This window comes from Priestia sp. FSL W8-0001 (assembly GCF_038050335.1).
In the GTDB taxonomy this organism is placed as follows: domain Bacteria; phylum Bacillota; class Bacilli; order Bacillales; family Bacillaceae_H; genus Priestia; species Priestia flexa.
Map to the genome: position 1 here is coordinate 2,752,468 of NZ_JBBPAL010000001.1, position 22,496 is coordinate 2,774,963.

A 22,496-nucleotide genomic window follows, 5' to 3' on the forward strand; every position below is an offset into this window, starting at 1 on the left:
AAACTTCCACAAACGCTTAGTAGTAGGCTGTAAACCATTGGTTAACATAATCCAGATTCCAGGAACATAAAAAACTAAAAAATACTATAAAAAGAAACTTTTTACAATTAGATCCGTAATATATATGAAAGCTAATATATATTGGATGGTGAAAAGAATGAACAACCAAATACTAACTCTCGTACTTATATTATTTATATTTTCTATATTCCTCAACATTTTTCAGTACGTTCAAATCAAACGCTACAAACTAAATGAACGATCTTTTAAAGTATCTTGGCAAGAAGCAATGAATTTAAAAAACCCTATAAGTTTGTTTGTGTCAACAACGATTCAAATTTCCCCAATTTCAACGAAATGAAATTCCCCATTATGAACGGCTAAATCGTTGTTTGGGCAGGATAAATTCCTGCTTTTTTCTTTTCTCGCAAACGGTAGGAGTCACCCTTGATGTTAAATGTAATCGCATGATGTAAGAGGCGATCCAAGATAGCCGTTGCCAATACATCGTCACCAAAAACTTTTCCCCATTCAAGGTACGATTTATTAGATGTTAAAATCATTGCTCCTTGTTCGTATCGCTTTGAAACAACCTGGAAGAAAACATTGGCGGTTAGTTCATCAAAAGGAAAATAACCTACTTCATCTACAATTAACACGTCTGGACGACTCCAACGATTTACGAGTCGCTGGAGTGTCCCTTTATCATTGGCCTTGCGGCACTGAGCCACTAAGTCGTCGGCCGACAAAAATAGGGCTGTATATCCTTGGGTAATCGCTTCAATCGCAAAGGAGACGGCTAAATGAGTTTTTCCTACACCCGGAGGACCCAGTAATATGCGATTTTCCCCATTGGCAATAAAGCGACATGTTAAGGTTTCCTTGACCCTTTTCTCGCTCAGACTTGGTTGAAATGTAAAGTCAAAATCATGAATCGTTTTGGTGTAAGGCAGCTTTGCCCGTTTCATTCGCTTTTCTAGTTGATCAGAATCTTGTTGCTCCGTTTCATGCAAAACGATAGTGTGAAGAAACTCAGAATATGATACATTATCCTTAGAAGCGTCTTCTAGTAAACTATCAAGTTGGTTGGCTGTATGATGCCAGCCGAGCTTCTTTAAACGCTCCAATAAGAGTTCGTTCATCATACAGACTCACCTTCTTCCAGTGCTGCGTAAGCAGCGAGAGGGCGTTTTTCCACATTTGGAGATGGGGTATGAGAGTGAAGACCGTCGGTCGCCAAATCTTCAACGTTCTTCGCTTTCTGCCCTTTTTCTTTTGTATGTAGCCCATCATAGTGTTCCATTCGGATATGAGTAGTTGCTTTTCCTGTAAGAACCGGATGCTTTGCGATACATTCACGTTCATCGTAAATCTCTAAATGATGATCGAGTGTTTCTTTAATCTTAACCATTTGTCCAGCGTAACGGTAAGGAACTGAATACCTTTTTCCGCGGTACGACACCACACAGTCCCGACTGACTTCTCTGGTTTCCCAATGTGAAGTGGGAAACAGAGGCTTCACTCCCCATATCTGCAGGAACTTCTGTTCCTGCTCAAATCGTTGAAATGGTGACTCATTAGTAGTCTGATTGGTTTTCTTGTTAGCTATCTGATCCAACCATGTACGTACGGCTTCATTTAATGCATGTAAAGTTGGTTCGTGTTTTCGCTGAAAGAAGTTATCTTTCAAATACTTAATGGTTCTTTCTACTTTCCCCTTTGTTTGCGGACGTTTAGGACGACAGGCTTTTGGCACAATCCCATAGTAGGCTAAGAAATCCTCAAACTTGCGATTGAAACGAATCTCTACAGGACTATGCTTGATTACAACGGTTTTCATATTATCATAGAGAATTTGTTCTGGTACCCCATTAAAGTAAGAAAAAGCATTCATATGACACTTCATGAGGGTTTCGAGATTCATGTTGGTTGTAAACTCTACGTACTTCATTCGGGAATAACCTAATATCATCACAAATGCATAAATGTCTTGCAGATTGCCATTCACTAAGTATTTTCCCACGTACGCCCAATCCACTTGGGCTTGTTTCCCTGGTGGTGTTTCAAACCGTAAGGTTGCCTGTTTCTTTGGCTGTTGACGAAGAGGACGAACAAAGTCTCTTAAAATTGTCATCTTCCCCTCGTAACCCATCGTTTGAATTTCCTCTAACAGTACGACACAGTTGGTTGTTCCTTCTTTGACTCGTTGAAGGATGTAGGACTTATAGGGTTCGAGCTTACTCTCTTTCTGCTGCTCGCTTGCCTTACGTTCCGGCAACTGATTGCTTTTTAGATATTTGCTGATCGTTTTACGATCGAAGCCTGTTGCTTCTGCAATGGCTGTTTTCGTCCACCCTTTCTGAAATAACTCTCTAATCATAAAAAACTCCCCAATCTTCAGCACCGTTTCTTCACTCCATCTTTGATGTTTGTTTCGAAACGATTATCTGTTATTTTTGGGGAATTTAAAACCGTTGTTATTGGGTATTTTACAATCGTTGATTACAGTTTGCCTGGTGGATGCTGGCATCTTCTTTAGCAATTGCGCTTATTTTTGGTTTTGTTTCTTTATTCATAAATTAAAAATGGACTCTCTAAGCAACAAAAATATATGAATACTGTATACAATGCTAGTTTACATAAACACTCTTTCCGGAACACAACCCAAAAAAGAACCCTTGGTAGGGGGACTGACCCCTGTTTTTGAGACAGGAATCAAAACACCTTTTAAACAACCCGTTTTCTGTATTGTACAGGAGACTGGTTGTTTAATTTTGTTTGAATACGGGCATGGTTATAATACGTAATATAGCTTTTGACGGTTTGCTCTATGATGGTAGTCGTAGTGTATGTCAACTCGTCAAGGTAGAACGTTTCAGACTTTAGTGAGGAATGAAACGATTCAATTGAGGCATTATCTGCAGGCGTCCCTTTTCGGGACATACTCATGATAATGCCTTTCTCTTTAATTGTTTGTTGATAAGCATACGATGTGTACACAGAGCCTTGATCACTATGCAACGTGCACCCTTCCGGTAGAGAAGGGAGTTGGTTAAGCGTGTCTAAAACAAACGCGACATTTTGACAATCACCAATGGAATACGCAATAATTTCTCCGTTAAATAAATCTTGAATACTTGAAAGATACAATGGTTTCGGCCCAAAAGGCAAGTACGTAATATCGGTCACAAGCTTTTGAAGAGGGCGTTCAGCTCGAAAGTCACGATTTAATATATTCTCTGCAACCTGATAAGGTTGCCCTGTTCGCTGCCGTTTCTTCCGTTTAACGCGACATTGCCAACCGTATTTCTGCATGGTACGCTGCACAAACTTGTGGTTAATCTTCATGGTTCGCTTGAGTACAGCTGTGATCTTCCGATAGCCATATCGAAACTTGTGTGCACGACATTGTTCACCCACTTGCTGTTCCATCCATTTCTTTCGTGTATCCTGTTGACTATGCTGCTTCCAACGGTAGTAAGTGGACCGAGGAATACCAAGATGGAAACAGATTTGATAAATAGGGATTTGTTCTTTTAACTCTTCCACTAGGTTCACTGCGATTTCTGGTACCACTTCCTTTCCAATTCCTTGTACTTTTTTAAAATCTCGATTTGTTGCTTTAATTGTCGGTTCTCAGTCTTTAACTTAGCTGTCTCGTTTTCAAAATCAGGACCTTTTCCATAGGCATATTGCTTGCCTACTGGCTGTTCCAACCGGTGTACATCCCCATTTTGATACCACTTCATCCATGTTTTTAATTGGGTAGGATTCCGAATGTTTAGTTGTGATAAGACTTCTTTTACAGGTACACCGGCTAACCTCATTTCAATCGCTTTTAACTTTATTTCGACTGGATAACTGACTCTTGTTCCCATAGAAAAAACACCTCCAAGTGATTGTTAGGTACTACATACCCAGTTTTCAACTTAAAGGTGTTTTTTATTTGTCTCACTTTATGGGGTCAGTCCCAGGCAAGAGTTCCGGATAAGGAGTGTTTTCTGATTTATGCAGCTTTTTATACATCCTTGATATGACTGATTTTTCCCGTTTGCCAGTTGAGAGGAGAATGTATGTATAAAAAGTCTGCTATTTATACATATGCTTTTTTTAAAAAAACATAGTCATTATAGAAAAACATGTTATTATTTATGTACTAATATTTCTACCTCATAACAAATATTAGCTGTAAAAAGCAACCTTGGGCTTATACATGTTTATAGGTCATTTAAAAATCTTTAACTTCTAAGTTAATTCCATCTACTTTATTTTTATAAATAAAAAATGAAAGTAAGATATTTTTATCTCTATCGACATACTCAATTATTTTGTCTGTTTGGTCACTTGAACGTTCGATATAACTTTTACCATATGCTGAAATTAAATCTTTTTCGGAAGTGCCGATTGATACATTTTTCGACGTTTTAGAACTAGAATCAAATGCTTCTATTCTGTAGATGGTATTTTCTTTGTTCTCATTCTTTACAGTAATGCGTTTATTTTCGTTATTATCAATAGCATATACCTTGTAACCTGGGTGGCTAACATCTTTGCTAATAGAAAAACGATGATTTGTTTCATAGCTCTTCATATCGTCTAATAGATAGATTGTATCTATATTTTCTCCAGATAGGTCAGTAGTTTTTGTTTGGTATTCGTAAAATTTAAATCCCATAATACAAACAATAGCTATTACTATAACAATTAATACCCAAAACTTTTTTTTATTTTTTAATTTGTTCAATTTTATATACTCCTATATATTATTTTGATGGACTAAACCAACCTGTATGCTTGTGGTAGCCTCTTGCATGCCCTACGATGACACCACAGTGTCCATTTTTAGTAGAAGGTTTCGCTGCACAATAGGGGTTAGACCCATAATCAGCATAACATTTTGTTGAGCGTGCAAGTGATACATCACAATCACTTTGGAAGAAGTTTCTAATTGCGCTAGGGCTAGCTTCGTTTGAGTAATACCTACCATCGCCTAAATAACCATTGAACCTATTACAATGAATAGCGCGTCCACGAGAAGGTAATTGTTTATTATCTAAATAGGGAGCTGCAGCTTTAAGCTCTCCAACTTGCTCATCTTGAGTAAGAGTTGCATCGTGAGCTTCTTCATCAGTCACTTCATCAGTTTGTCCATCACCCATACTATTAAGTAAATGATTTAAGTTAATATATTCTTCAACGACAACAGTTTCATCACTAACATCAGCAGTAGTACTTAGCTTTTGATTGGATTCTTTTACGTCTTTTTCGCTAGCACTTAATTGTTCTGATTCGATTGTTACCTCTTCACCTGCATTTTTTTCTGTAGAAAGCGATACTACACCATTTTCATCAGTATTATAAACTTTATTATCAACTTCAATTTCTAGTCCTTCATAAGTAACCGGCTTTTGTAACTGATTAGTAGTAGGGTTATACTCCCAGCCACCATTCTCATACATGTCAATTAAAGAACTATCAGAGTTTTCTGGTAAAGTTATAACAAGATGCTTAATACTTTGAACTGTTACATTTTGATTTTCCTGTGTGGCTTCTTCAGCAAATGCTCTTGTAGATGTAACTGACATTAGAGCTAAAAATAGAATTGTAATAGTTTTTAATAATTTCATATGTTATCTCCTCTTAATTAAAAAGTAGGTGTTCCATATCCATTCAATGGATTCCACTTATGAGTAGGGGTCATTTGAATAAGCTTTGCATATATATCTTTATTACTGGTATTGTGGTGCTTTTCCTTTAGTTTTGCGATCATACCACTCATGAATGCAGTACTAAATGATGTGCCATCAACATAAATCTGCCTATATTTATCTATTATCTGCACACCGGGCATACTAAAATCTAGTTCTGTGCCATAATTAGAATTTATCCATTTCTGACCTGAGTAATCGTTAGCTCCAACACTAATTACATATTGAGAAGAAGCTGGGTAATTTACTCTTGATATTCCTTCATTGCCGGACGCAGCTACTATTACGGTATTATTTTTATAAAGTTTTTCTAAACGCGGCTCAATAGTTTTAGACATTGCTGAATTAAAGCCAAAACTCATGTTTATAATGTCTACTTTTTCTTTAGTGAGCCAATCTAGAGCATTCTTTAAATCATTTTCTTTTATTTTCCCGTCTTTGTTTGAAACAACTACCAAATAGATTTCAGCATCTGGAGCAATGGAGTTAATAATGCTTACAATTTGATCAGCATGGGTAGATGCTTCAATAAAACTATTAGCATTGTCGTTTGATAAAAAATAATGTATTCTCTTCAAATTATTCACAGTTTTAAACTTAACCTCGGTGTCTAAAATTGCAACTTTTATTCCTTTTCCAGTACTAGAATTTTTGTTTAGATTAAGAAATTTATTAGGCCATGTTTTTAGGTTTTCATAATATTTAGCACTTAAATCTAGGTTTTTAGTAGTATCATTATGACTATAAGATAAAGTTGAACTAATAATAAGCATTAATATTACCAGTATTAACTTAACTTCTAATCTATTCTTTAATGGCATATTTAATTTTATGCTTCATTTTGAGAACATTTAGGACGTCTAGCCTTTCTTGAAAATAGTTTTTACTCATATAAACATTTAAAATCTCTTCTTTATTCTCTTTTAAATTAAATATTGTTTCATCGGATTTGTTAATGTTTGTGATTATTATAATTTTGTGTCCAGATCCATGATGTTCATCCATTACATGAAGGTAATCTCCAACCTTACTTTGAGAAAAATCTTGGTTGTATTCATTGGTTAAAGAAAATATATTTTTTTCTTTAATATCTAGAGAGTTATTTTTAATAATTGAATTAATATCTTTAGCTTACTTTAAGGAATCTTCAATTTTAGATAATTGCTGATGATTGCCACTAATTTCTTGAATTTTTATTAAATAGTCCCCATTGAAGTTTCGTTCATCTTCTATAAACTTCTTGAACTTTTCATCATTTAAAGTATACTTTTTAGCTAATTCTTTAACATGTATATATTCTTTTACAAATTCTTTAGTTTGTTCGTCTGCTAAAGTTTTCTTACTACTATCAAATAACTGTATGTAGGGAAGTTGTTTTAACATTTCTTCCTCGGAAGGTGATTTTAGATTCAGTGTATCTATCTCTAAATCTATTATCTTGTCATTTATAAGCTTATCAGCTAACCTCTTTTTCTCTTTGGAATCTAACTGATTAGTGAGTTGTTTTTGAGTAATAATCTCATCATCTAGAGTAGCAATTGCATTATTATTGTTTTGTTGAATATTTACTAGGGCAAAAGTTTCTACTACTACAATGACCGATAAGACTAAAATCGAAATTATAGTTGTTTTTTTCTTCATATTTCTCTCCTTGTTCTGATGTTGTTCAAAATAAATATTTTCCTTAAATATATATAAATGCTAAATATTAACTAAAAACATAGACTATAGACTATTATAATGTATGAATATCTTCAAAACAATAAAAATTTTGGTTATTATGGATAAAATATACTATTTTTATGATTTGTTACTTGAATTGAAGATGAATGACAAAAAAGTATTGTTTACTGAATTATCTATTTTTTTAAACAGAGTTATAGAAGAGAACATAAAAAATAAGGTTCTGGTGCAAATATTTTCAGGTGGTAAGCTAAGATAGTTAATATCAGATTTAAACCAATATCAAAGCAATGTACCGAGCCATGAGCAAAATAATTATCAAGAATTTATCTCTAAAATATCTCACTCAAAAGTATCGTTAATTCACATCGCAGGAGATTAAATATGGCTTAAGGGGGGGATGTGACTGCTAGAATAAAGTGTACAGTTTTTGCTTGATAAGATGAAACGCTTATTTACCCAAATATACCAGCAAAAAATATCAACCTATCACTGTAAAATGATCATAGTTCATACTTGCAGTGGAGGTTAGCGAAGGTGGATAAGTGGGAAATGTACATGGAGATAAAGCAATTATTAAAGCAAGGATTTAGTCAGACAAAGATAGCTGAAAAGTTAGGGGTTTCTCGAACAACTGTTTACAGGCACTTAAAGAGATCTCCTTCGGAGATGGCGGAATGGGTTGATTCTCTTCAGTATAAAAAGAAAAAATTAGATCCATATAAAGAACTGATTTTATCTTGGTTGAGAATGCATCCGGATATGTCAGCAGCACAAGTTTATGATTGGCTTTTAGAGAAATATAAAGATCTAACTGTTGGAGAAAGTACAGTAAGAACATATGTAAAAGCATTAAGAGAAGAATACAAAATAAATAAGGAAACATCTCCTCGAATGTATGAGGCAATTCCTGATCCCCCAATGGGAGAACAAATGCAAGTAGATTTTGGTCATACGAGACAAAAAACTGTTGATAATAAGGAAGCCAAACTCAACTTTATAGCTTTTGTCTTATCACATTCTAGACAAAAGTATAAAGAGTGGTTGGATAGACCATTTACAACACGGGATGTTATACAAGCCCATGAGAACGCGTTTAAATGGTATGGAGGAATGACCAATGAGATCGTTTATGACCAAGATAGTTTAATTGTTGTTAGCGAAAATGGTGGAGATCTAATTTTAACTAAAGAATTTCAGCAGTATAGAGAATCCAGAGGAATAAACCTTCGGGTTTGTAGAAAAGCTGACCCTGAGAGTAAGGGAAGAATAGAAAATGTAGTTGGATTTATCAAACAAAACTATGCCAAACATAGAGTGTTTCATAACATCGACTCTTGGAATGAGCAAGGATGGGAATGGCTGAACAGAACGGGTAACTATAAAATACACAATACAACAAAAAAGAGACCATTCGAAGTGTTCCTCCTGGAAAAGCAACACTTAAAACCAGTCTCCCAAAATATAGATATTCAAAATAACTATGAGATAAGTATAGCAAGATGTGTTCATAAGGACAATACTATTCGTTACCAATCTAATCGGTACTCTCTTCCACTTGGAACTTATAACAAATATGAAAAAGTATGTATTGGATTGTCAACACTAAACTAGACAGTTTTCTTAAGGTGCGTAAATTTGTATTCCACTGGACTTAAATAATCTAAAGTACCGTGGATGCGTAGATGATTAAACCAGTGCACATAATCTGTAAACTCTCTTTGTAACTCTTCTAAGCTATCAAAATGACGTTTCTTTACGAACTCTGTTTTGATGATTTTGAATGTTGCTTCTGCTACTGCATTATCATACGGACAGCCTTTCAAACTTAGAGATCGCTTGATGTTAAACGTTTCTAGGGCCTCATCAATGACTTGGTTCTTATATTCTCTTCCTCGGTCAGTATGGAACATTTGAACCGTATGTAAATTACCTTTTATTGACGATAGAGCTCGATAAACTAGTAAAGCATCTTTGTTCTCACCTGTACTAAATCCAACGATCTCCCGATTAAAGAGATCAACAAATACACATATGTAATACCATTTTCTGTTGACTCTTACATAAGTTAGGTCGCTGACCACGACAGTCAATTCTTCCTCTTGTGTAAATTCACGATTTAACTCATTCGCTTGATCACTTTCATTTGGTTTATCCTTATGGGGTTTAAATTGAGCTACAGTATAAGCTGAAACAAGTCCTTGTTCGTTCATAATTCTGCCGATTCGACGACGAGAAACCAATTTCCCTCTTTTCTTTAGCTCATGCTTTATCTTTCTCGCACCATAATTTTGGCGGCTTTGATGGAAAATTTCTATGATGTCTGAAGTTATATCATCTTCATTCTTTCGTTCTTTTGCTTCATAATAATACGTACTTCTAGGGAGTTGTAGGACCTTACACATTGCTGATATCGAGTATTTATGCTGGTTGTTCTTAATCACATTTACTTTCGTCCTAGTATCAGCGCGGCTTGCTTTAAAATATCATTCTCCATCTCTAATTGCTTATTACGTTTCCTAAGTTCCTGCAGCTCTTTCTGTTCGGGGCTGAGGTTATCCTTTTCTTTGAAGGAACCAGAGGACTTACTTTGATTAATCCACTTATCAAGCGAAGATGGTGTTAACTCATATTCTCGAATGATGTCTTTACGAGGCTTTCCATTCTGATATAGCTGCACGATCTGTTGCTTAAATTCTTCGGTAAACGTTCGACGTACTTTTTTTGTCATGTAGATTCTCCTCATAACTGATTAGTATAGTTAATTCTACTTGACCTTAAAATTTCTGTCTAACTAAGTATAGCCGATCCATATCAAGGAAACGGAGACTAAAGAATTAGTTATTTATATACCTGATACTGGCGAAATTATTGCAAAACATTCAATTCCCGAAGGGAAAGGGATGTTAATAAAAGATAAAAAACATAGTAGGGATTGTACAAAAGGTGTTGGAGCATTCATTAATACAGTGGCTGAGAGATTTGAAGATAAAGAACTAGCCTTTAAATATTTAGAGAAGGTTAGGGAAAAAAATCCTCGTTACATTAAAGACCAGTTGCAAATCATCTTGCGCGAAACAAAAGGTATCGATAACGAAGTACTGACTAAAGCGTTAGCAGAGTGTTTAAAAAGGAAATTATACAGTGCAACTGATTTTGGCGATATCATTGCATATGTGAAACGTCAGCGCCAGGTACATGAAACAGTTATTGATAAAAAGAAAGAAGTTAAGACTTTGAACAGGCTATCAGAATGGGTTTTAGAAACAGAAGCATACAAAAGAAAAGTAGATACTTACACGGTTTTAATGGAGGTTGAATAGCGATGAGCCAAATCCAACAATTACAAGACATAATGAAAGGGTTAAGACTCGTTGAAACTGCCAAGCATCTCCCCCATTTGATCAGAGAAGCTGAGCAAAAAGACCTTTCATTTACTCAATTCCTGTTAGATGTCACTTCTTATGAGCAAACTCGAAGAGAAGAAAAGCAACTAAACAACCGATTAAAGTGGGCAACTTTTCCTTTCAGCAAAACACTTGAGGAGTTTAATTTAAAAGAACAAAAGTCTTTAAGCAACAAACAACTAAATAGATTAAAAGATTTAACTTGGATAGAACAGCTGTACAATTTGATTTTATTAGGGCCACCAGGTGTAGGTAAAACTCACCTGGCCGTAGGCCTAGGAATAGAGGCTATTAACCAAGGGTATAAAGCGATATTCACATCAATGGGAGATTTAATTCATAACCTGAAAACAGAAGAAATCACACGAAAGTCAAAAGCAAGAATGAAAAGAATTAGAGAGGCTGATTTAGTCATAATAGATGACTTAATGTTTATGGCAATGGATCAACAAGAAGCTAATATGTTCTTTCATTTAATTAATGACTTGTATAATCAGTCTTCCATTATCTTGACCTCTAATAAGGCACCAAAAGAATGGGGAGAATTATTGGGTGATCAAGCTATAACAACAGCAATTCTAGATAGGATTCTTCACCGAGTAGAAATCATTCATTTAAATGAAGATAGTTATCGTATGAAGCATCGTTCTACCATATTTGGGGAACAAAGTGTTTCAAAATAACGAGCAAAAATTGTTTCATTCTACTTGACGGTCACAGGGGAATTCTACCTGAAAAGAATTCCCTTAGATTTATACCAATTTATCAACATTAAAGATTAATACACTCTAGAATAAACATATAGTTAGCTATTTTATAACAAAACCGTAGATGTTCATATAGCTGTCATAGACTTCTTAATCCGTGGCTATGTTAAATCTTAAAGTTGATTTTTGTTTTTCCTGATATGCTGAACAATGTTCATTAGAAATACGGTAATTTTCCCTACTTTTTAAAGCTGTTACTTCTATAAGATCAAACCCTGATGTATCCAAGATTTATAAAAAGCTGCACAAAACAGAAACAAGGAATTTATCAGAATCTTTTTCTCAATAAGGGTTCTCTTTTGGCAGGTGTACCGAAAGAGTGATGTTGTAAAATTCTTGTGTATATGATAAAGATACAAGTATAGTACGCTTATACTACAAAAGTAATAGGATTGGTTGAAAATATTAAGAGGTGATTAAATTGATTATTAAAAGTCTTGAGAACATAAATTTATAAGAATTCACAACGTGCTTTAATGAAGCCTTCTCTGATTATGTAGTTCCGTTTAAAGTATCTCCAGATTATTTAGCTGAAAGATTTACAGGTGCAGGGATTCAATACAACTTATCATTTGGTGCGTTTAGTCAAGATGAACAGGTAGCTTTTATTATGCATGGAATTGAAGAACACAATGATAAGAAAACAGCTTTTGATATTGGTACAGGAGTCATTCCAAAACATAGAGGTGAGCGTCTTGTAGCACAAATTTACAACCACGCTATCCCTATACTTAAACAACATAATGTTCAAAAATGCTTATTAGAAGTTATCCAAACGAATGAAAAAGCTATTAAAGCTTATAGCAATTTAGGGTTTGAAATAAAGCGAGAACTTGTTTGTTTTAAAGGTAGTATCGACTTTAAACCCATGGCTATCCATAAGAAGGTATGTATAAACACTGTTAGTCCAAATAAATTTGATTGGACTATGGCACATTCTTTTTGGAATTTTGCCCCCTCTTGGGAACAATCTGTTCAAGCTATATTACGCAATCCACATTTATATGATGTTATCACGATAGGAAAACAAGATGCCGTTTATGGATATGCTGTAATTAATTCAAAACAGGGAAACGTTCTCCAATTTGGTATTCTTAAAGAAAGAAGAAACCAAGGTCTTGGTCATTCTTTGTTTCATTGGATTTGGAAGCGCCATTCAGTCATCTCCATTAATAACGTCGATAAACGGGATATAAAATCTATACAATTTCTAAAAAGAATAGGCCTTAACGTACATGTTGAACAATATGAAATGGAGAAAATCTTATAATTTATATCCATTTTATGTAAAGAATAACAAGCGTAAGACAATTAAGGTGGGAAAACGCTCATTGAAAAAATAAAACACTGATGTAAGCTACTTCCACGAATACGTTTTATGTTAACTAAGATTATATATGGTATACAGTATAAAAAGAGAAACCTCCTGATAATAAAGTAACAGGAGGTTTCTGAACCATTACAAGGATTTATATATAGTTTTGAATAGTTTTGTAATCTAAGGAAGTTGCTTGTAGTGTATTTTTAAAAGTTGCAACCATATTATCTTCAGAATGATATTCCTTTAAAGCATCTGTATCTTTTAAAATATTTCCTGTTAGAATGCATAATGCGGTCTCATCCTTATCAATCTTCTGCTGATCTACTAACTTTCTCAATCCGGCAACTGTAGCTGCAGAGGCTGACTCACATCCAATCCCACTTCTATCTATAATAGCTTTTGCATTAAGAATTTCAGTGTCCGATACTGAAGCTGTAATTCCATTTGTTTCTTTTAGAGCATGTTTTGCCTTCTTCCAGCTTGGTGGATTTCCAATATTCAATGCAGAAGCTCTGGTGTATGGAGACCCATCAGGTATAAGTTCTTTCATTTTCTGATCTATCATTTGGTGAAATGGACTCGCCCCTTCTGCCTGTATAATTGCAATCCTCGGAAGTTTATCTATTAATCCAAGTGTAAATAAATCATGTAGTCCTTTACCTAATGCAGTTGCGTTACTTAAAGCTCCCCCAGGTACAACAATCCAATCCGGTAAATTCCAATTTAGGTATTGAGCAATCTCATAAATAATGCTTTTTTGACCTCCTATTCTAAAAGGATTAATTGAATTACAAACATATAAACCTAAATCTTCACTATATTTCTCTAAAAATTCAATTCCATCATCATACGTTCCAGGAATACTAAATACATGAGCACCATATGCGATCGTTTGTAGTACCTTGTTCATCGATATATCCTTATTAGGGACAAAAATGTAAGAATCTGAATTTCCTATGGAAGCATACATAGCTAAGGATGAAGAGGTATTGGTATGTCAACACTAAACTAGACAATTTTCTTAAGGTGTCTATGCTTGTAATCAATTGGGCTTGCATATCCAAGGGTTCCATGAATTCGGATGTTATTAAACCAGTGAACATAGTCCTGAAATTCCCTCGTTAATTCTGCTAAACTATTAAAATGTCTTCCTTTCACAAACTCTGTTTTGATAATTTTAAAAGTCGCTTCGGCTACTGCATTATCATATGGGCAGCCCTTCATACTTAAGGATCGCTGGATATTAAATGTCTTTAAAGCATCATCAATCAGTTTATTTTTAAATTCATTTCCACGATCCGTATGAAAAAGCTGTATCTTATTAAGATCGACTTTGATAGAAGCTAATGCACGATAAACGAGTAATGCACCTTTGTTTGGTCCTGTGCTAAAACCCACAATTTCTCGATTAAAGAGATCAACAAAGACACATACGTAGTTCCATTTTTGATTCACTCTTACGTATGTTAAATCGCTTACGATTGCGGTCATTTCTTGTTCCTGGGCGAACTCACGATTCAGCTCATTCTTCTGTTCTGATTCATTACACGATTTTGCATGTGGTTTAAATTGGGCGATTGTATATGAAGAAACAAGGCCCTGCTCCTGCATGATGCGTCCAATTCTTCGTCTAGACACGATAAGACCACGCTTTTTCAATTCAACTTTGATTTTTCGTGTTCCATAATTTTGACGGCTTGCGTGAAAAATTTCGACCACATCAGAGACAACGGGATCCTCTGCTCTTCTTTCTTTTGCTTCATAATAATAGACGCTTCTAGGGATTTGTAGGACTTTGCACATTGCTGATATCGAGTATTTGTGTTGGTTATTCTTAATTACATTTACTTTCGTCCTAGTATCAGCGCGGCTTGCTTTAAAATGTCATTTTCCATTTCTAGTTGCTTATTTCTTTTTCGGAGTTCTATCAATTCCTTTTGTTCATCTGTTAAATTATCTTTCTCCTTAAAAGAACCTGACCTTTGACTCTGGCCCACCCACTTATCTAAAGAGGAAGGAGTTAGGTCATATTCACGAATAATCTCTTTTCTTGGTTTTCCATTTTGGTATAGCTGCACCATCTGTTGCTTGAAATCTTCAGTAAATGTTCGGCGTTCTCTTTTGGCCATGTAGATTCTCCTCAAATGTATTATCTGTAGTCTACTTGACCTTAAAAATTCTGTCCAACTAAGTGTAGCCTATCCATATTTCCGGTTGAAGTACAAGTGAATTTTTTATAACCTAGGGATTTTCCATGAGAAACAGCTACGGTCATTCCATTATCTTTAAATGAACCACTGGGATTTTCGCTCTGTGCTTTTAAGTAGATTTTTCTCATACCAATATAATCTTGAATTAGTTGATGTGTATATAACCCTGTATTTCCTTCATATTTTGTCACAATAAATTCTTCAGGTAACTCAGGAAAGATTAATTCTTTATATCTCCATACGCCACTAGCATAAGGAGTCATACGTTCTGAGAGACGCTCATTAAATAAGCGTTTTAATCGCTCTGCATCGTGGTTGTGAAAGTCCTGAACAATATCAAACAATCCACCACATTCACAGTAATAACTAAAATTATCATAAGAAATTGATTTACCACATTCAATGCATACTAATTTCATTTTTATAAGGGAAGTCTCTATTCCCTTCTCACCTCTTTATTAAGAAATATTCTTGAGTACTACATTTTATAGTTTTAGAATAAAGGAAGAGGTTTTATAAATCTAATATATATTTATTTAGTATTAATAACTTTTATTTATGATTAGAGGAGCGAAATATGAATCTTCATGCTTTAAGATTATTTTACACTGTAGCCGAAAAAAGAAGTGTAACCCGTGCTGCTGAGGAATTGAATATAAGTCAACCGGCAGTAACAGCTCAAATAAAAAAATTAGAGCAAGAAATTGATTTAACTTTAGTATCTCCTAAAGGGAGAGGGATTTTTTTAACCCCTGCTGGTGAACAACTTGCTAAGCATGCTAAAAGATTATTTTCTCTTGAACGTGAGATTGAATCTTCTATTAAGCAATACAGGGATGGTACAGCTGGAAAGCTGCGTATTGTAGCAACATACCTTCCTGCAAACTTTTTACTGCCTAAATGGATTGGACTGTACAAACAGCAATACCCTGAAGTAGAGGTAGAATTAATAACTACTAATTCTAGTAAAGCAATTGATTATTTGATTAATTACCAAGCTGAAATCGCTTTGATAGGCGGTAAAAGGGAATTTCATTCATTAATTACGAGTAATGAACTATTTGAAGATCAAATGTTGTTTATCGTACATAAAAATCATAAATATGCTGGAAAAAAAGTTGCATTATCTGAAATTGTAAGAGAACCTTTTGTATTTCGTGAAGAAGGCAGTTCTTCAAGGGAAAAATTATTTTCTCTCTGTAAGATCCATAATGTCAGTAAGCCAATTATTGGATTACAAATTAATGGGTTGAATGAAACAATCAGAACGGTGATTGCAGGATATGGAGTTACTTTTGTTTCTTCGCTTGAAGTCAATGAGCATTTAGCTCAAGAGCAAGTAGCAATTGTACATGTAGAAGAAGTTAATTTGAAAAATCCTATTTCGTTATGTACAAGAGAAAAAGATGAACTTTCCAAAATTGCATTCAACTTTATTGATTCTTTAAAAAATGACATGAATTAGAAGACTAAATGTTTAGTGGCCGATAAATTACATTATGGTATCTAAGGGTGTATATCATATATAGAAATTTTCAAAAGAAGACTTAAGTTAAAATGGTATAAAAAGGTATTTTGAAAGGTAGATAGATGATGATGATTGGTGGTCCCTTACTTATTGCGTTAATACCAGGTGTAATTGTAATATTGCTAACTTGGCTATTTAGGCGTATGAGATGGAGCATAACTGTTAGAATGACTCCTTCGATTTTGGCAGCTATATCTGCATTTGTTCTTTTGTAACCATCATCTGTCATTCGGTCAAAGCGCTCGTAATCTAGGTAGCCACGGTCAAACACATACATGCATTCTTTATCATCAACCATGATTTCAAGCTGACCACGATCATGTTCTTTTGCCGTTGTTAAAACAGCCTTTTCAGGATAGGAACTCCCTTTTTCCATAAACACAAGTCTCAAATGCAACTTGACACCCGCTTTTGTTTTGCGGAACTTTGCCCATTTATGATTGGTCAAATTAAGTGGCAATGTGCTTGAATCAATGATTTTTAACGGCATAATAAGCTTTGTATAATGTGTTTTTGCATGAATTTGTGCGACTAAATCAAGGAAAAGCCGTTGAAATAAATCTGGATTTATACCGTTTAATCGGCGTGAGAGCTGAGAAATACTGATTGAATCAAGATCAATGCCTTTTTGTAGTTGGTCGTCGAAAAGACAATCGCTTAGCTCATGCAAACTTTCGACTTCTTGTAGCTGTGCAAAAAGGAGTAATTTTAGAAATGAGTCTGTTTTTAGTTTTTTCGTATAGTAATCTACTTTCAACGTTTTCACGGTTTCTTCAAAAAGTTGAAGATTTATTGGTGAAAACCATTGTCCAAATGAAGTTTTTCGTGTAATCTTGTCCATGAGTTGGTCCTTTTTTAGTGGATTTGGACGGGTTACCACCTGACTTATCCATTATAAAGGACTTTTTCTTTGCACAAAATAATAAAATTGAACATTTTGAGTATTTTTAATAGTGAAAATAAATTAATGCAACACTAGTCATTCCTCTTACATCTTTAAAATTTTTAGTTATTAAACCTAAAGTTACTATCAAATGACCTCCTAAAGAGTGGCCATCACCATACCTTTCGACTTTAGTGCCAGAAGATTTTATATTTCCTTCTACCTTTTCATACATTTTTGTTGCATCGCTAATTTGCGCTTGATCTTCTCCTGCGCCAATTCCTAAAGCATCATAAACTACATCTCCAAAGTCCTTAGATGGTTCTGTTCCTCTAAAAATATAATATACTTGGTTAATATGCTTTTTTTCATCATAAAAATGAATTGCAGCTCCATCAAATCCAGATTCTTTACCTATATTCATTTCATCGCTACTATAAATTTTAAATGGTGGCGGTTCTTTGCCTGTACTTTCTTTATATATTCGTTTAATTTCTTTCTCTTTTCCTGATAGCCCTTTATATTCAAGTTGTGTTACTTTATTTCTTATACTATCATTCAATATAGGTTTTCCACTCATATTTTTTCCTCACTAAAACGAATACTCTTTAAAATTTCAACAAACCACGCTTTCTTTTTTTCTTCATCATCACTTTTATATTTACCACTATTATCAAAAGAGATTTGTAGTATTTTATTAGAACTCTTATCTGCTACATAGGCCAAGTATGTATTAGGAATATGTTTCTTTCTATCTGATATTACTTGCTTTTCTGTTCCTTTGAAATAAATGTAAGCTGATTGGTAGTAAATTCCAGCTTTTGAAGTTTCTATTCGTTTAGGATTACTTAATCCAAATCTTCTTTTAAATAAAGCTTCAACATGAATATTTTCATCTGTGGGATTACTCGTTGAAAATTCAGTTTTTATATAATTCTTTTGTATTTCATCTTCAACTTCTTCATTATAAACAGCCCACCAGTTCTCATAAGATTCTTTATTTATAGTATAATCTTCTCTGTCTTTATGTAATAACTGATACTCCTGTGGAAACCACATCGTATACTGCCCTGTCTTCGATGTAAACTCAAAAAATCCATCGTCCACTTTTTTATCTTTGTTCAAGAATTCACGTGTAAAGTGGTCATCAAAAGCAGGGACGTTTGGGTAACGGCTTTCGTTTATCATCCATATTCCTCCTATTAAAATAGCAGCTCCAGTAATCACTGCAATAATTGTCTTAGTACGTTTTTTCATCATTGCCCCCCTTTTATTTATGTTGTAGCCTCTGTTTTATACATGTATGATACTATCATACTTATAATGGGAGAGTCATAAGTATAATGAATCAAAGACCCATATTTAGGAAGTAGTTATTTTTCACTATTAAATAGGTATGGCTCTTTGATAAACGTCAAACAGAAACATTCTTTAAATGTCAAGATAACTTGATTAACTTATACAACCCCATCACTATGAATACTACGCATACACATAATAGTTATGAGCATAGGATAGAAGCTTATACTAAATTATCTCAGTCTCTTCGTGAATTTGATAACTAACTCCATAAGATTAATAGCAGAAGAAATTAATTATAATTTAAATATTTTAGAAGCTGTAATTCCTTATGAAAACGATAACGAGCAAGATTTGTTGCTTGAAAAAGAATTACAGAATATTCAATGGTACAATTGTTCAACAAATTTAGGACCTGAAATATCAAATGATTGTTTTGATTTAATTTGTGGATTCTATAGACGAATTGCTATTTTAAAAAATATGGACAGTAAAAATCGCAATTCTGATTATATTGAAAAGACAAGGGACAAAGCTAAAATTGTTTTACATGAACTACATAAACTCACCTCTAATATCAATAAAAAAGGAACATGTGTTTGGTATTATATTCCTAAGAGGTGATTTCCATGAATTATCAATTTACTCCGTTAGAAGATTCTGTTACCTTTTTGTACCAAAAACTACATATTAATGTTCCCAGTCAAATTGATATGATTAGTATCGCTTCTAATCTTGGGATTTGGCTTCATTTTGTTGATTTCGAAAGTGCTGCAATTGATCGCAATGGATTATACAGCATTTTAATTAATCGTAACTTGTCAACTCAACAACAATGGGAAGAATTCGGTCATGAATTAGGACATGTTTTATTTCACTGTGGGCACCAATGGTTTCTTCCAGAAGAATTCATTTCCTATCAAGAGAATAAAGCAAATAATTTTGCATTACAGTTTTGTGTGCCTACCTTCATGGTATTAAAATTACCTATCCCCCAAACGAAGCAGGAATTTATTGCTGATATATGCAACACCTTTAATGTAACTGAAATCTTTGCTAAGAAGCGTTTAGAACATTTTCAACGTCAAGTATTGGGTCAACGATTTACTAAACATTTTTCTCAAATGCTAGGAAAGCACAAAGTTTGTGTGCAAACCAATTTCTATTTGAAAGGAGTTAATAACGATGGCCACTTTTCGTAAGTGTAACAGCAAATGGGAGTATCGAGTTTCCTTTAAAGACCCCTTTACCCAAAAGTATAAAGTGAAATCCAAAAGTGGTTTTTCTACAAAAAAAGAAGCTCAAACAGCAGCATCTGAAGAAGAGAAAAGAATTGAGAGTGGTTTTGAGCTTGATAATTCTTCTTTACGTTTAGAAGATTACTTATTGAGTTGGTTAAACGAATATAAAAAAGATAGCATACGTAAAAATACGTATATATTACATTCTCAAAATATTAAAAATCATATTCTTCCTTATTTTAAAAATCTTTTGCTGAAGGATCTTAAGCCAATGATGTATCAAAAGTTTTTAAACCATTTAACCAATCAAGGCTACAGCAAGAGAACGGTAGAAATCATCCATGGAACAATGCATAACGCTATGGACAAAGCGCTTATGCTTTCAAAACTTGAGAAGAATCCTTGCAGTGGCGCCACTATCTCCAAAAAGAATGAAAAACAGCATAACGGTTTAAAGTATATGCGTAGTGAAGATATCCAATTATTCCTCCAATGTGCATCTAAAGACAATTATATTTACTATTTATTTTTTAAGACGCTTATTCATACAGGTATGAGGAAAGGTGAAGCCGCTGCTTTGCAATGGAAAGATATAAACTTCAAAGAAGGAATTATTTCAATCAATAAAAAATGAACTAAGCACACACCGGCGATTGCAAAATAATGATAAGTTAATGTTAACAAATTCATATCACCATGAATTAGATCTGATTTTCTGTCGCAGGGATGGAAATCCTTTACCCAAGTCAACGTTATTTAATGCTTTTTCAAGAATCTTAAAGAAAGCAAACCTATCACCTTTAAGCATTCACTCGCTGCGACATACTCATGCTGTGCTTATGTTGGAATCTGGAGCAAGCATGAAGTACATTCAAGAACGATTAGGGCACGGAAGTGTCACCATTACATCTGATGTTTACACTCATGTTAGTAAGAAGATTAATCAAGATTCTATCACTTCTTTTGAGGAATATATATCGTCTGTTTTGGAAAGTTAAAAAATTTTGGTCCGATTTTGGTCGTGAACGTTTCAGTACATCAAATTAAGTTTCCTACCAAAATAAAAAAATCCCCTGACACCAGTAGTGTCAAGGGATTTACCAATTAATATTGGCTCATGTATTGATCGCGTTCCCATGGGTGAACTTGTGTACGGAACATATCCCACTCAATTTCCTTAGCTTCGATGAAGTGTTCAGCTAAGTGCTCACCTAATGCAGAAACCATGATTTCGTTAGCTTGGAAGCTATCTAAAGCTTGAGCTAGCGTAGCAGGTAAATCTACGATACCTTCTTTTACGCGCTCTTCTTTAGTCATCACATAGATGTTGCGGTCAATTGGTTTTGGAGCTTCAAGATTGTTCTTGATTCCGTCTAAACCAGCTTTTAGTAATACAGCCATCGCTAGGTATGGGTTAGCAGCTGGGTCTACGCTACGTACCTCAACACGAGTTCCTACTCCGCGAGAAGCTGGGATACGAATTAATGGGCTACGGTTGCGTGCAGACCATGCAACGTAACAAGGAGCTTCGTAACCAGGTACTAAACGCTTGTAAGAGTTTACTGTTGGGTTTGTTACAGCAGTGAAGCTGTGAGCGTGCTTAATGATACCAGCGATGAATTGACGAGCTGTATCACTTAACTCTAAGTTTCCGTTTGCATCATAGAATGCATTTTGGCCATCTTTGAATAGTGAAAGGTTGCAGTGCATACCTGAACCGTTCACACCGAACAATGGTTTTGGCATGAATGTTGCGTGTAAGCCGTGCTTACGAGCAATTGTTTTAACTACTAGTTTAAATGTTTGGATGTCATCGCAAGCTCTTAATGCGCCAGCATATTTGAAGTCAATCTCATGTTGACCAGGAGCTACCTCATGGTGAGATGCTTCAATTTCAAAGCCCATTTCTTCAAGCTCTAATACGATGTCACGACGGCAGTTTTCACCAAGGTCAGTTGGTGCTAGGTCGAAGTAGCCACCTTTATCGTTTAATTCTAACGTTGGCTCTCCTTTTTCATCTAGCTTGAATAAGAAGAATTCTGGCTCAGGCCCAAGGTTAAAATCACTGAATCCTAAGTCTTCCATTTCTTTTAATATACGCTTTAAGTTGTTACGTGGGTCTCCATCAAATGGAGTTCCGTCTGGATTGTAGATGTCACAAATGAAACGTGCAACTTTACCTTTTTCAGACGTCCAAGGGAATACAACAAACGTGTCTGGATCTGGATATAAGTACATATCAGATTCTTCGATACGTACGAAACCTTCGATTGAAGAACCGTCAAACATCATCTTGTTGTCTAACGCTTTTTCTAATTGACTTACTGGAATTTCAACGTTTTTGATTGTTCCTAAAATGTCAGTGAACTGAAGGCGAATGTATTTTACATTCTCTTCCTGAACCTTTTTGAAAATATCTTCTTTTGTGTACTTTGCCATCGTGTGATCC

19 protein-coding genes and 4 pseudogenes are annotated in these 22,496 nt (G+C 34.6%); 8 read left to right on the plus strand and 15 right to left on the minus strand.

What is annotated here, in order from left to right:
• Positions 1–380: 380 nt before the first annotated feature.
• From istB (MKZ18_RS14670) to MKZ18_RS14700, 7 genes are all read right to left on the minus strand, one after another.
• A complete protein-coding gene (gene istB, locus MKZ18_RS14670; protein ID WP_000980839.1) occupies positions 381–1,145 on the minus strand; it encodes an IS21-like element helper ATPase IstB in 765 nt (254 codons plus the stop codon).
• Entirely contained in the window at positions 1,142–2,404 is a 1,263-nt protein-coding gene (istA, locus tag MKZ18_RS14675; protein ID WP_251385950.1) for an IS21 family transposase, read from the minus strand. Before istA (MKZ18_RS14675) ends, istB (MKZ18_RS14670) begins: the two co-directional genes overlap by 4 nt.
• Positions 2,405–2,727: 323 nt before the next feature.
• Positions 2,728–3,878, minus strand: a protein-coding gene (locus MKZ18_RS14680; RefSeq protein WP_144594449.1) for an IS3 family transposase whose coding sequence is annotated in 2 segments (ribosomal slippage) — positions 2,728–3,605 and positions 3,605–3,878 — 1,152 coding nt in all. Because the reading frame shifts where the segments join, the coding sequence is not laid out codon by codon here.
• A gap of 350 nt (positions 3,879–4,228) precedes the next feature.
• The gene (locus MKZ18_RS14685; RefSeq protein WP_061786515.1) at positions 4,229–4,744 is read right to left on the minus strand and encodes a hypothetical protein; all 516 of its coding nucleotides are present in this window, start codon (positions 4,742–4,744) and stop codon (positions 4,229–4,231) included.
• Positions 4,745–4,763: 19 nt separating this feature from the next.
• Positions 4,764–5,627, minus strand: a complete 864-nt coding sequence (locus MKZ18_RS14690) for a hypothetical protein (RefSeq protein WP_061786514.1) — start codon at positions 5,625–5,627, stop codon at positions 4,764–4,766.
• Between the two features lie 17 nt (positions 5,628–5,644).
• Positions 5,645–6,529 (minus strand): S8 family peptidase, encoded by an 885-nt coding sequence (locus tag MKZ18_RS14695; RefSeq protein ID WP_061786513.1) that lies wholly within the window; start codon positions 6,527–6,529, stop codon positions 5,645–5,647.
• 310 nt (positions 6,530–6,839) lie between these two features.
• Positions 6,840–7,349 carry a hypothetical protein gene (locus tag MKZ18_RS14700; protein ID WP_341344568.1) on the minus strand — a complete coding sequence of 170 codons (510 nt, stop codon included), beginning with the start codon at positions 7,347–7,349 and terminating at the stop codon, positions 6,840–6,842.
• Positions 7,350–7,928: 579 nt separating this feature from the next.
• Here MKZ18_RS14700 and istA (MKZ18_RS14705) point away from each other — a divergent pair.
• Positions 7,929–9,005, plus strand: a complete 1,077-nt coding sequence (gene istA, locus MKZ18_RS14705; RefSeq protein ID WP_340842406.1) for an IS21 family transposase — start codon at positions 7,929–7,931, stop codon at positions 9,003–9,005.
• Here istA (MKZ18_RS14705) and MKZ18_RS14710 read toward each other — a convergent pair.
• Positions 9,002–10,122, minus strand: a protein-coding gene (locus MKZ18_RS14710) for an IS3 family transposase (RefSeq protein ID WP_197473406.1) whose coding sequence is annotated in 2 segments (ribosomal slippage) — positions 9,002–9,873 and positions 9,873–10,122 — 1,122 coding nt in all. Because the reading frame shifts where the segments join, the coding sequence is not laid out codon by codon here. The two genes, istA (MKZ18_RS14705) and MKZ18_RS14710, sit on opposite strands and share 4 nt — an antisense overlap.
• A gap of 172 nt (positions 10,123–10,294) precedes the next feature.
• On the opposite strand from MKZ18_RS14710, the gene MKZ18_RS14715 reads away from it, so the two are divergent.
• From MKZ18_RS14715 to MKZ18_RS14725, 3 genes and pseudogenes are all read left to right on the plus strand, one after another.
• Positions 10,295–10,714 carry a hypothetical protein gene (locus tag MKZ18_RS14715; protein ID WP_340842402.1) on the plus strand — a complete coding sequence of 140 codons (420 nt, stop codon included), beginning with the start codon at positions 10,295–10,297 and terminating at the stop codon, positions 10,712–10,714.
• Positions 10,715–10,716: 2 nt separating this feature from the next.
• Positions 10,717–11,481, plus strand: a complete 765-nt coding sequence (istB, locus tag MKZ18_RS14720) for an IS21-like element helper ATPase IstB (protein ID WP_025909801.1) — start codon at positions 10,717–10,719, stop codon at positions 11,479–11,481.
• Between the two features lie 577 nt (positions 11,482–12,058).
• A pseudogene (locus MKZ18_RS14725) lies at positions 12,059–12,835 on the plus strand (GNAT family N-acetyltransferase); the annotation flags it as partial.
• A gap of 199 nt (positions 12,836–13,034) precedes the next feature.
• Here the strand turns inward: MKZ18_RS14725 and MKZ18_RS14730 are convergent.
• The 3 genes and pseudogenes from MKZ18_RS14730 to MKZ18_RS14740 form a co-directional block, all read right to left on the minus strand.
• Positions 13,035–13,877, minus strand: a pseudogene (locus MKZ18_RS14730) (pyridoxal-phosphate dependent enzyme); the annotation flags it as partial.
• A 17-nt stretch (positions 13,878–13,894) separates the two neighbouring features.
• Positions 13,895–15,015, minus strand: a protein-coding gene (locus MKZ18_RS14735; RefSeq protein WP_139325296.1) for an IS3 family transposase whose coding sequence is annotated in 2 segments (ribosomal slippage) — positions 13,895–14,766 and positions 14,766–15,015 — 1,122 coding nt in all. Because the reading frame shifts where the segments join, the coding sequence is not laid out codon by codon here.
• Between the two features lie 41 nt (positions 15,016–15,056).
• Positions 15,057–15,515, minus strand: a complete 459-nt coding sequence (locus MKZ18_RS14740) for a threonine synthase (protein ID WP_340842399.1) — start codon at positions 15,513–15,515, stop codon at positions 15,057–15,059.
• 158 nt (positions 15,516–15,673) lie between these two features.
• Between MKZ18_RS14740 and MKZ18_RS14745 the strand changes: the two genes are divergently transcribed.
• Positions 15,674–16,561: a LysR family transcriptional regulator gene (locus MKZ18_RS14745; protein ID WP_061786509.1), complete on the plus strand. Its 888-nt coding sequence runs from the start codon at positions 15,674–15,676 to the stop codon at positions 16,559–16,561.
• 274 nt (positions 16,562–16,835) lie between these two features.
• Here MKZ18_RS14745 and MKZ18_RS14750 read toward each other — a convergent pair.
• The 3 genes and pseudogenes from MKZ18_RS14750 to MKZ18_RS14760 all read right to left on the minus strand — a co-directional run.
• Positions 16,836–17,465: pseudogene (locus tag MKZ18_RS14750) on the minus strand (IS4 family transposase); the annotation flags it as partial.
• 106 nt (positions 17,466–17,571) lie between these two features.
• On the minus strand, positions 17,572–18,087 hold the full coding sequence (locus MKZ18_RS14755; protein WP_062686126.1) for a DUF6792 domain-containing protein: 516 nt from the start codon (positions 18,085–18,087) through the stop codon (positions 17,572–17,574).
• Positions 18,084–18,767, minus strand: coding sequence for a hypothetical protein (locus tag MKZ18_RS14760; protein WP_313958817.1), 684 nt, complete (start codon positions 18,765–18,767; stop codon positions 18,084–18,086). The genes MKZ18_RS14755 and MKZ18_RS14760 overlap by 4 nt, the downstream gene beginning before the upstream one ends.
• Before the next feature lie 288 nt (positions 18,768–19,055).
• Between MKZ18_RS14760 and MKZ18_RS14765 the strand changes: the two genes are divergently transcribed.
• The 3 genes and pseudogenes from MKZ18_RS14765 (at position 19,056) to MKZ18_RS14775 (ending at position 21,045) form a co-directional block, all read left to right on the plus strand.
• Positions 19,056–19,430 (plus strand): hypothetical protein, encoded by a 375-nt coding sequence (locus MKZ18_RS14765; protein ID WP_061785711.1) that lies wholly within the window; start codon positions 19,056–19,058, stop codon positions 19,428–19,430.
• Between the two features lie 5 nt (positions 19,431–19,435).
• Positions 19,436–20,008: an ImmA/IrrE family metallo-endopeptidase gene (locus MKZ18_RS14770; protein ID WP_076513905.1), complete on the plus strand. Its 573-nt coding sequence runs from the start codon at positions 19,436–19,438 to the stop codon at positions 20,006–20,008.
• Positions 19,992–21,045: pseudogene (locus MKZ18_RS14775) on the plus strand (site-specific integrase). Before MKZ18_RS14770 ends, MKZ18_RS14775 begins: the two are co-directional and overlap by 17 nt.
• Before the next feature lie 106 nt (positions 21,046–21,151).
• Here the strand turns inward: MKZ18_RS14775 and glnA are convergent.
• Positions 21,152–22,486 carry a type I glutamate--ammonia ligase gene (gene glnA / locus MKZ18_RS14780; protein ID WP_025908619.1) on the minus strand — a complete coding sequence of 445 codons (1,335 nt, stop codon included), beginning with the start codon at positions 22,484–22,486 and terminating at the stop codon, positions 21,152–21,154.
• Positions 22,487–22,496: the final 10 nt, after the last annotated feature.

Excerpts from the sequence above, each read along its gene's own strand:
- istB (WP_000980839.1), bottom strand. The coding sequence starts at position 1,145 with ATGATGAACGAACTCTTATTGGAGCGTTTAAAGAAGCTCGGCTGGCAT.
- MKZ18_RS14690 (WP_061786514.1), bottom strand. The coding sequence starts at position 5,627 with ATGAAATTATTAAAAACTATTACAATTCTATTTTTAGCTCTAATGTCA.
- MKZ18_RS14695 (WP_061786513.1), bottom strand. The coding sequence starts at position 6,529 with ATGCCATTAAAGAATAGATTAGAAGTTAAGTTAATACTGGTAATATTA.
- MKZ18_RS14700 (WP_341344568.1), bottom strand. The coding sequence starts at position 7,349 with ATGAAGAAAAAAACAACTATAATTTCGATTTTAGTCTTATCGGTCATT.
- MKZ18_RS14715 (WP_340842402.1), top strand. The coding sequence starts at position 10,295 with ATGTTAATAAAAGATAAAAAACATAGTAGGGATTGTACAAAAGGTGTT.
- istB (WP_025909801.1), top strand. The coding sequence starts at position 10,717 with ATGAGCCAAATCCAACAATTACAAGACATAATGAAAGGGTTAAGACTC.
- MKZ18_RS14740 (WP_340842399.1), bottom strand. The coding sequence starts at position 15,515 with ATGAAATTAGTATGCATTGAATGTGGTAAATCAATTTCTTATGATAAT.
- MKZ18_RS14745 (WP_061786509.1), top strand. The coding sequence starts at position 15,674 with ATGAATCTTCATGCTTTAAGATTATTTTACACTGTAGCCGAAAAAAGA.
- MKZ18_RS14755 (WP_062686126.1), bottom strand. The coding sequence starts at position 18,087 with ATGAGTGGAAAACCTATATTGAATGATAGTATAAGAAATAAAGTAACA.
- MKZ18_RS14760 (WP_313958817.1), bottom strand. The coding sequence starts at position 18,767 with ATGATGAAAAAACGTACTAAGACAATTATTGCAGTGATTACTGGAGCT.
- MKZ18_RS14770 (WP_076513905.1), top strand. The coding sequence starts at position 19,436 with ATGAATTATCAATTTACTCCGTTAGAAGATTCTGTTACCTTTTTGTAC.
- glnA (WP_025908619.1), bottom strand. The coding sequence starts at position 22,486 with ATGGCAAAGTACACAAAAGAAGATATTTTCAAAAAGGTTCAGGAAGAG.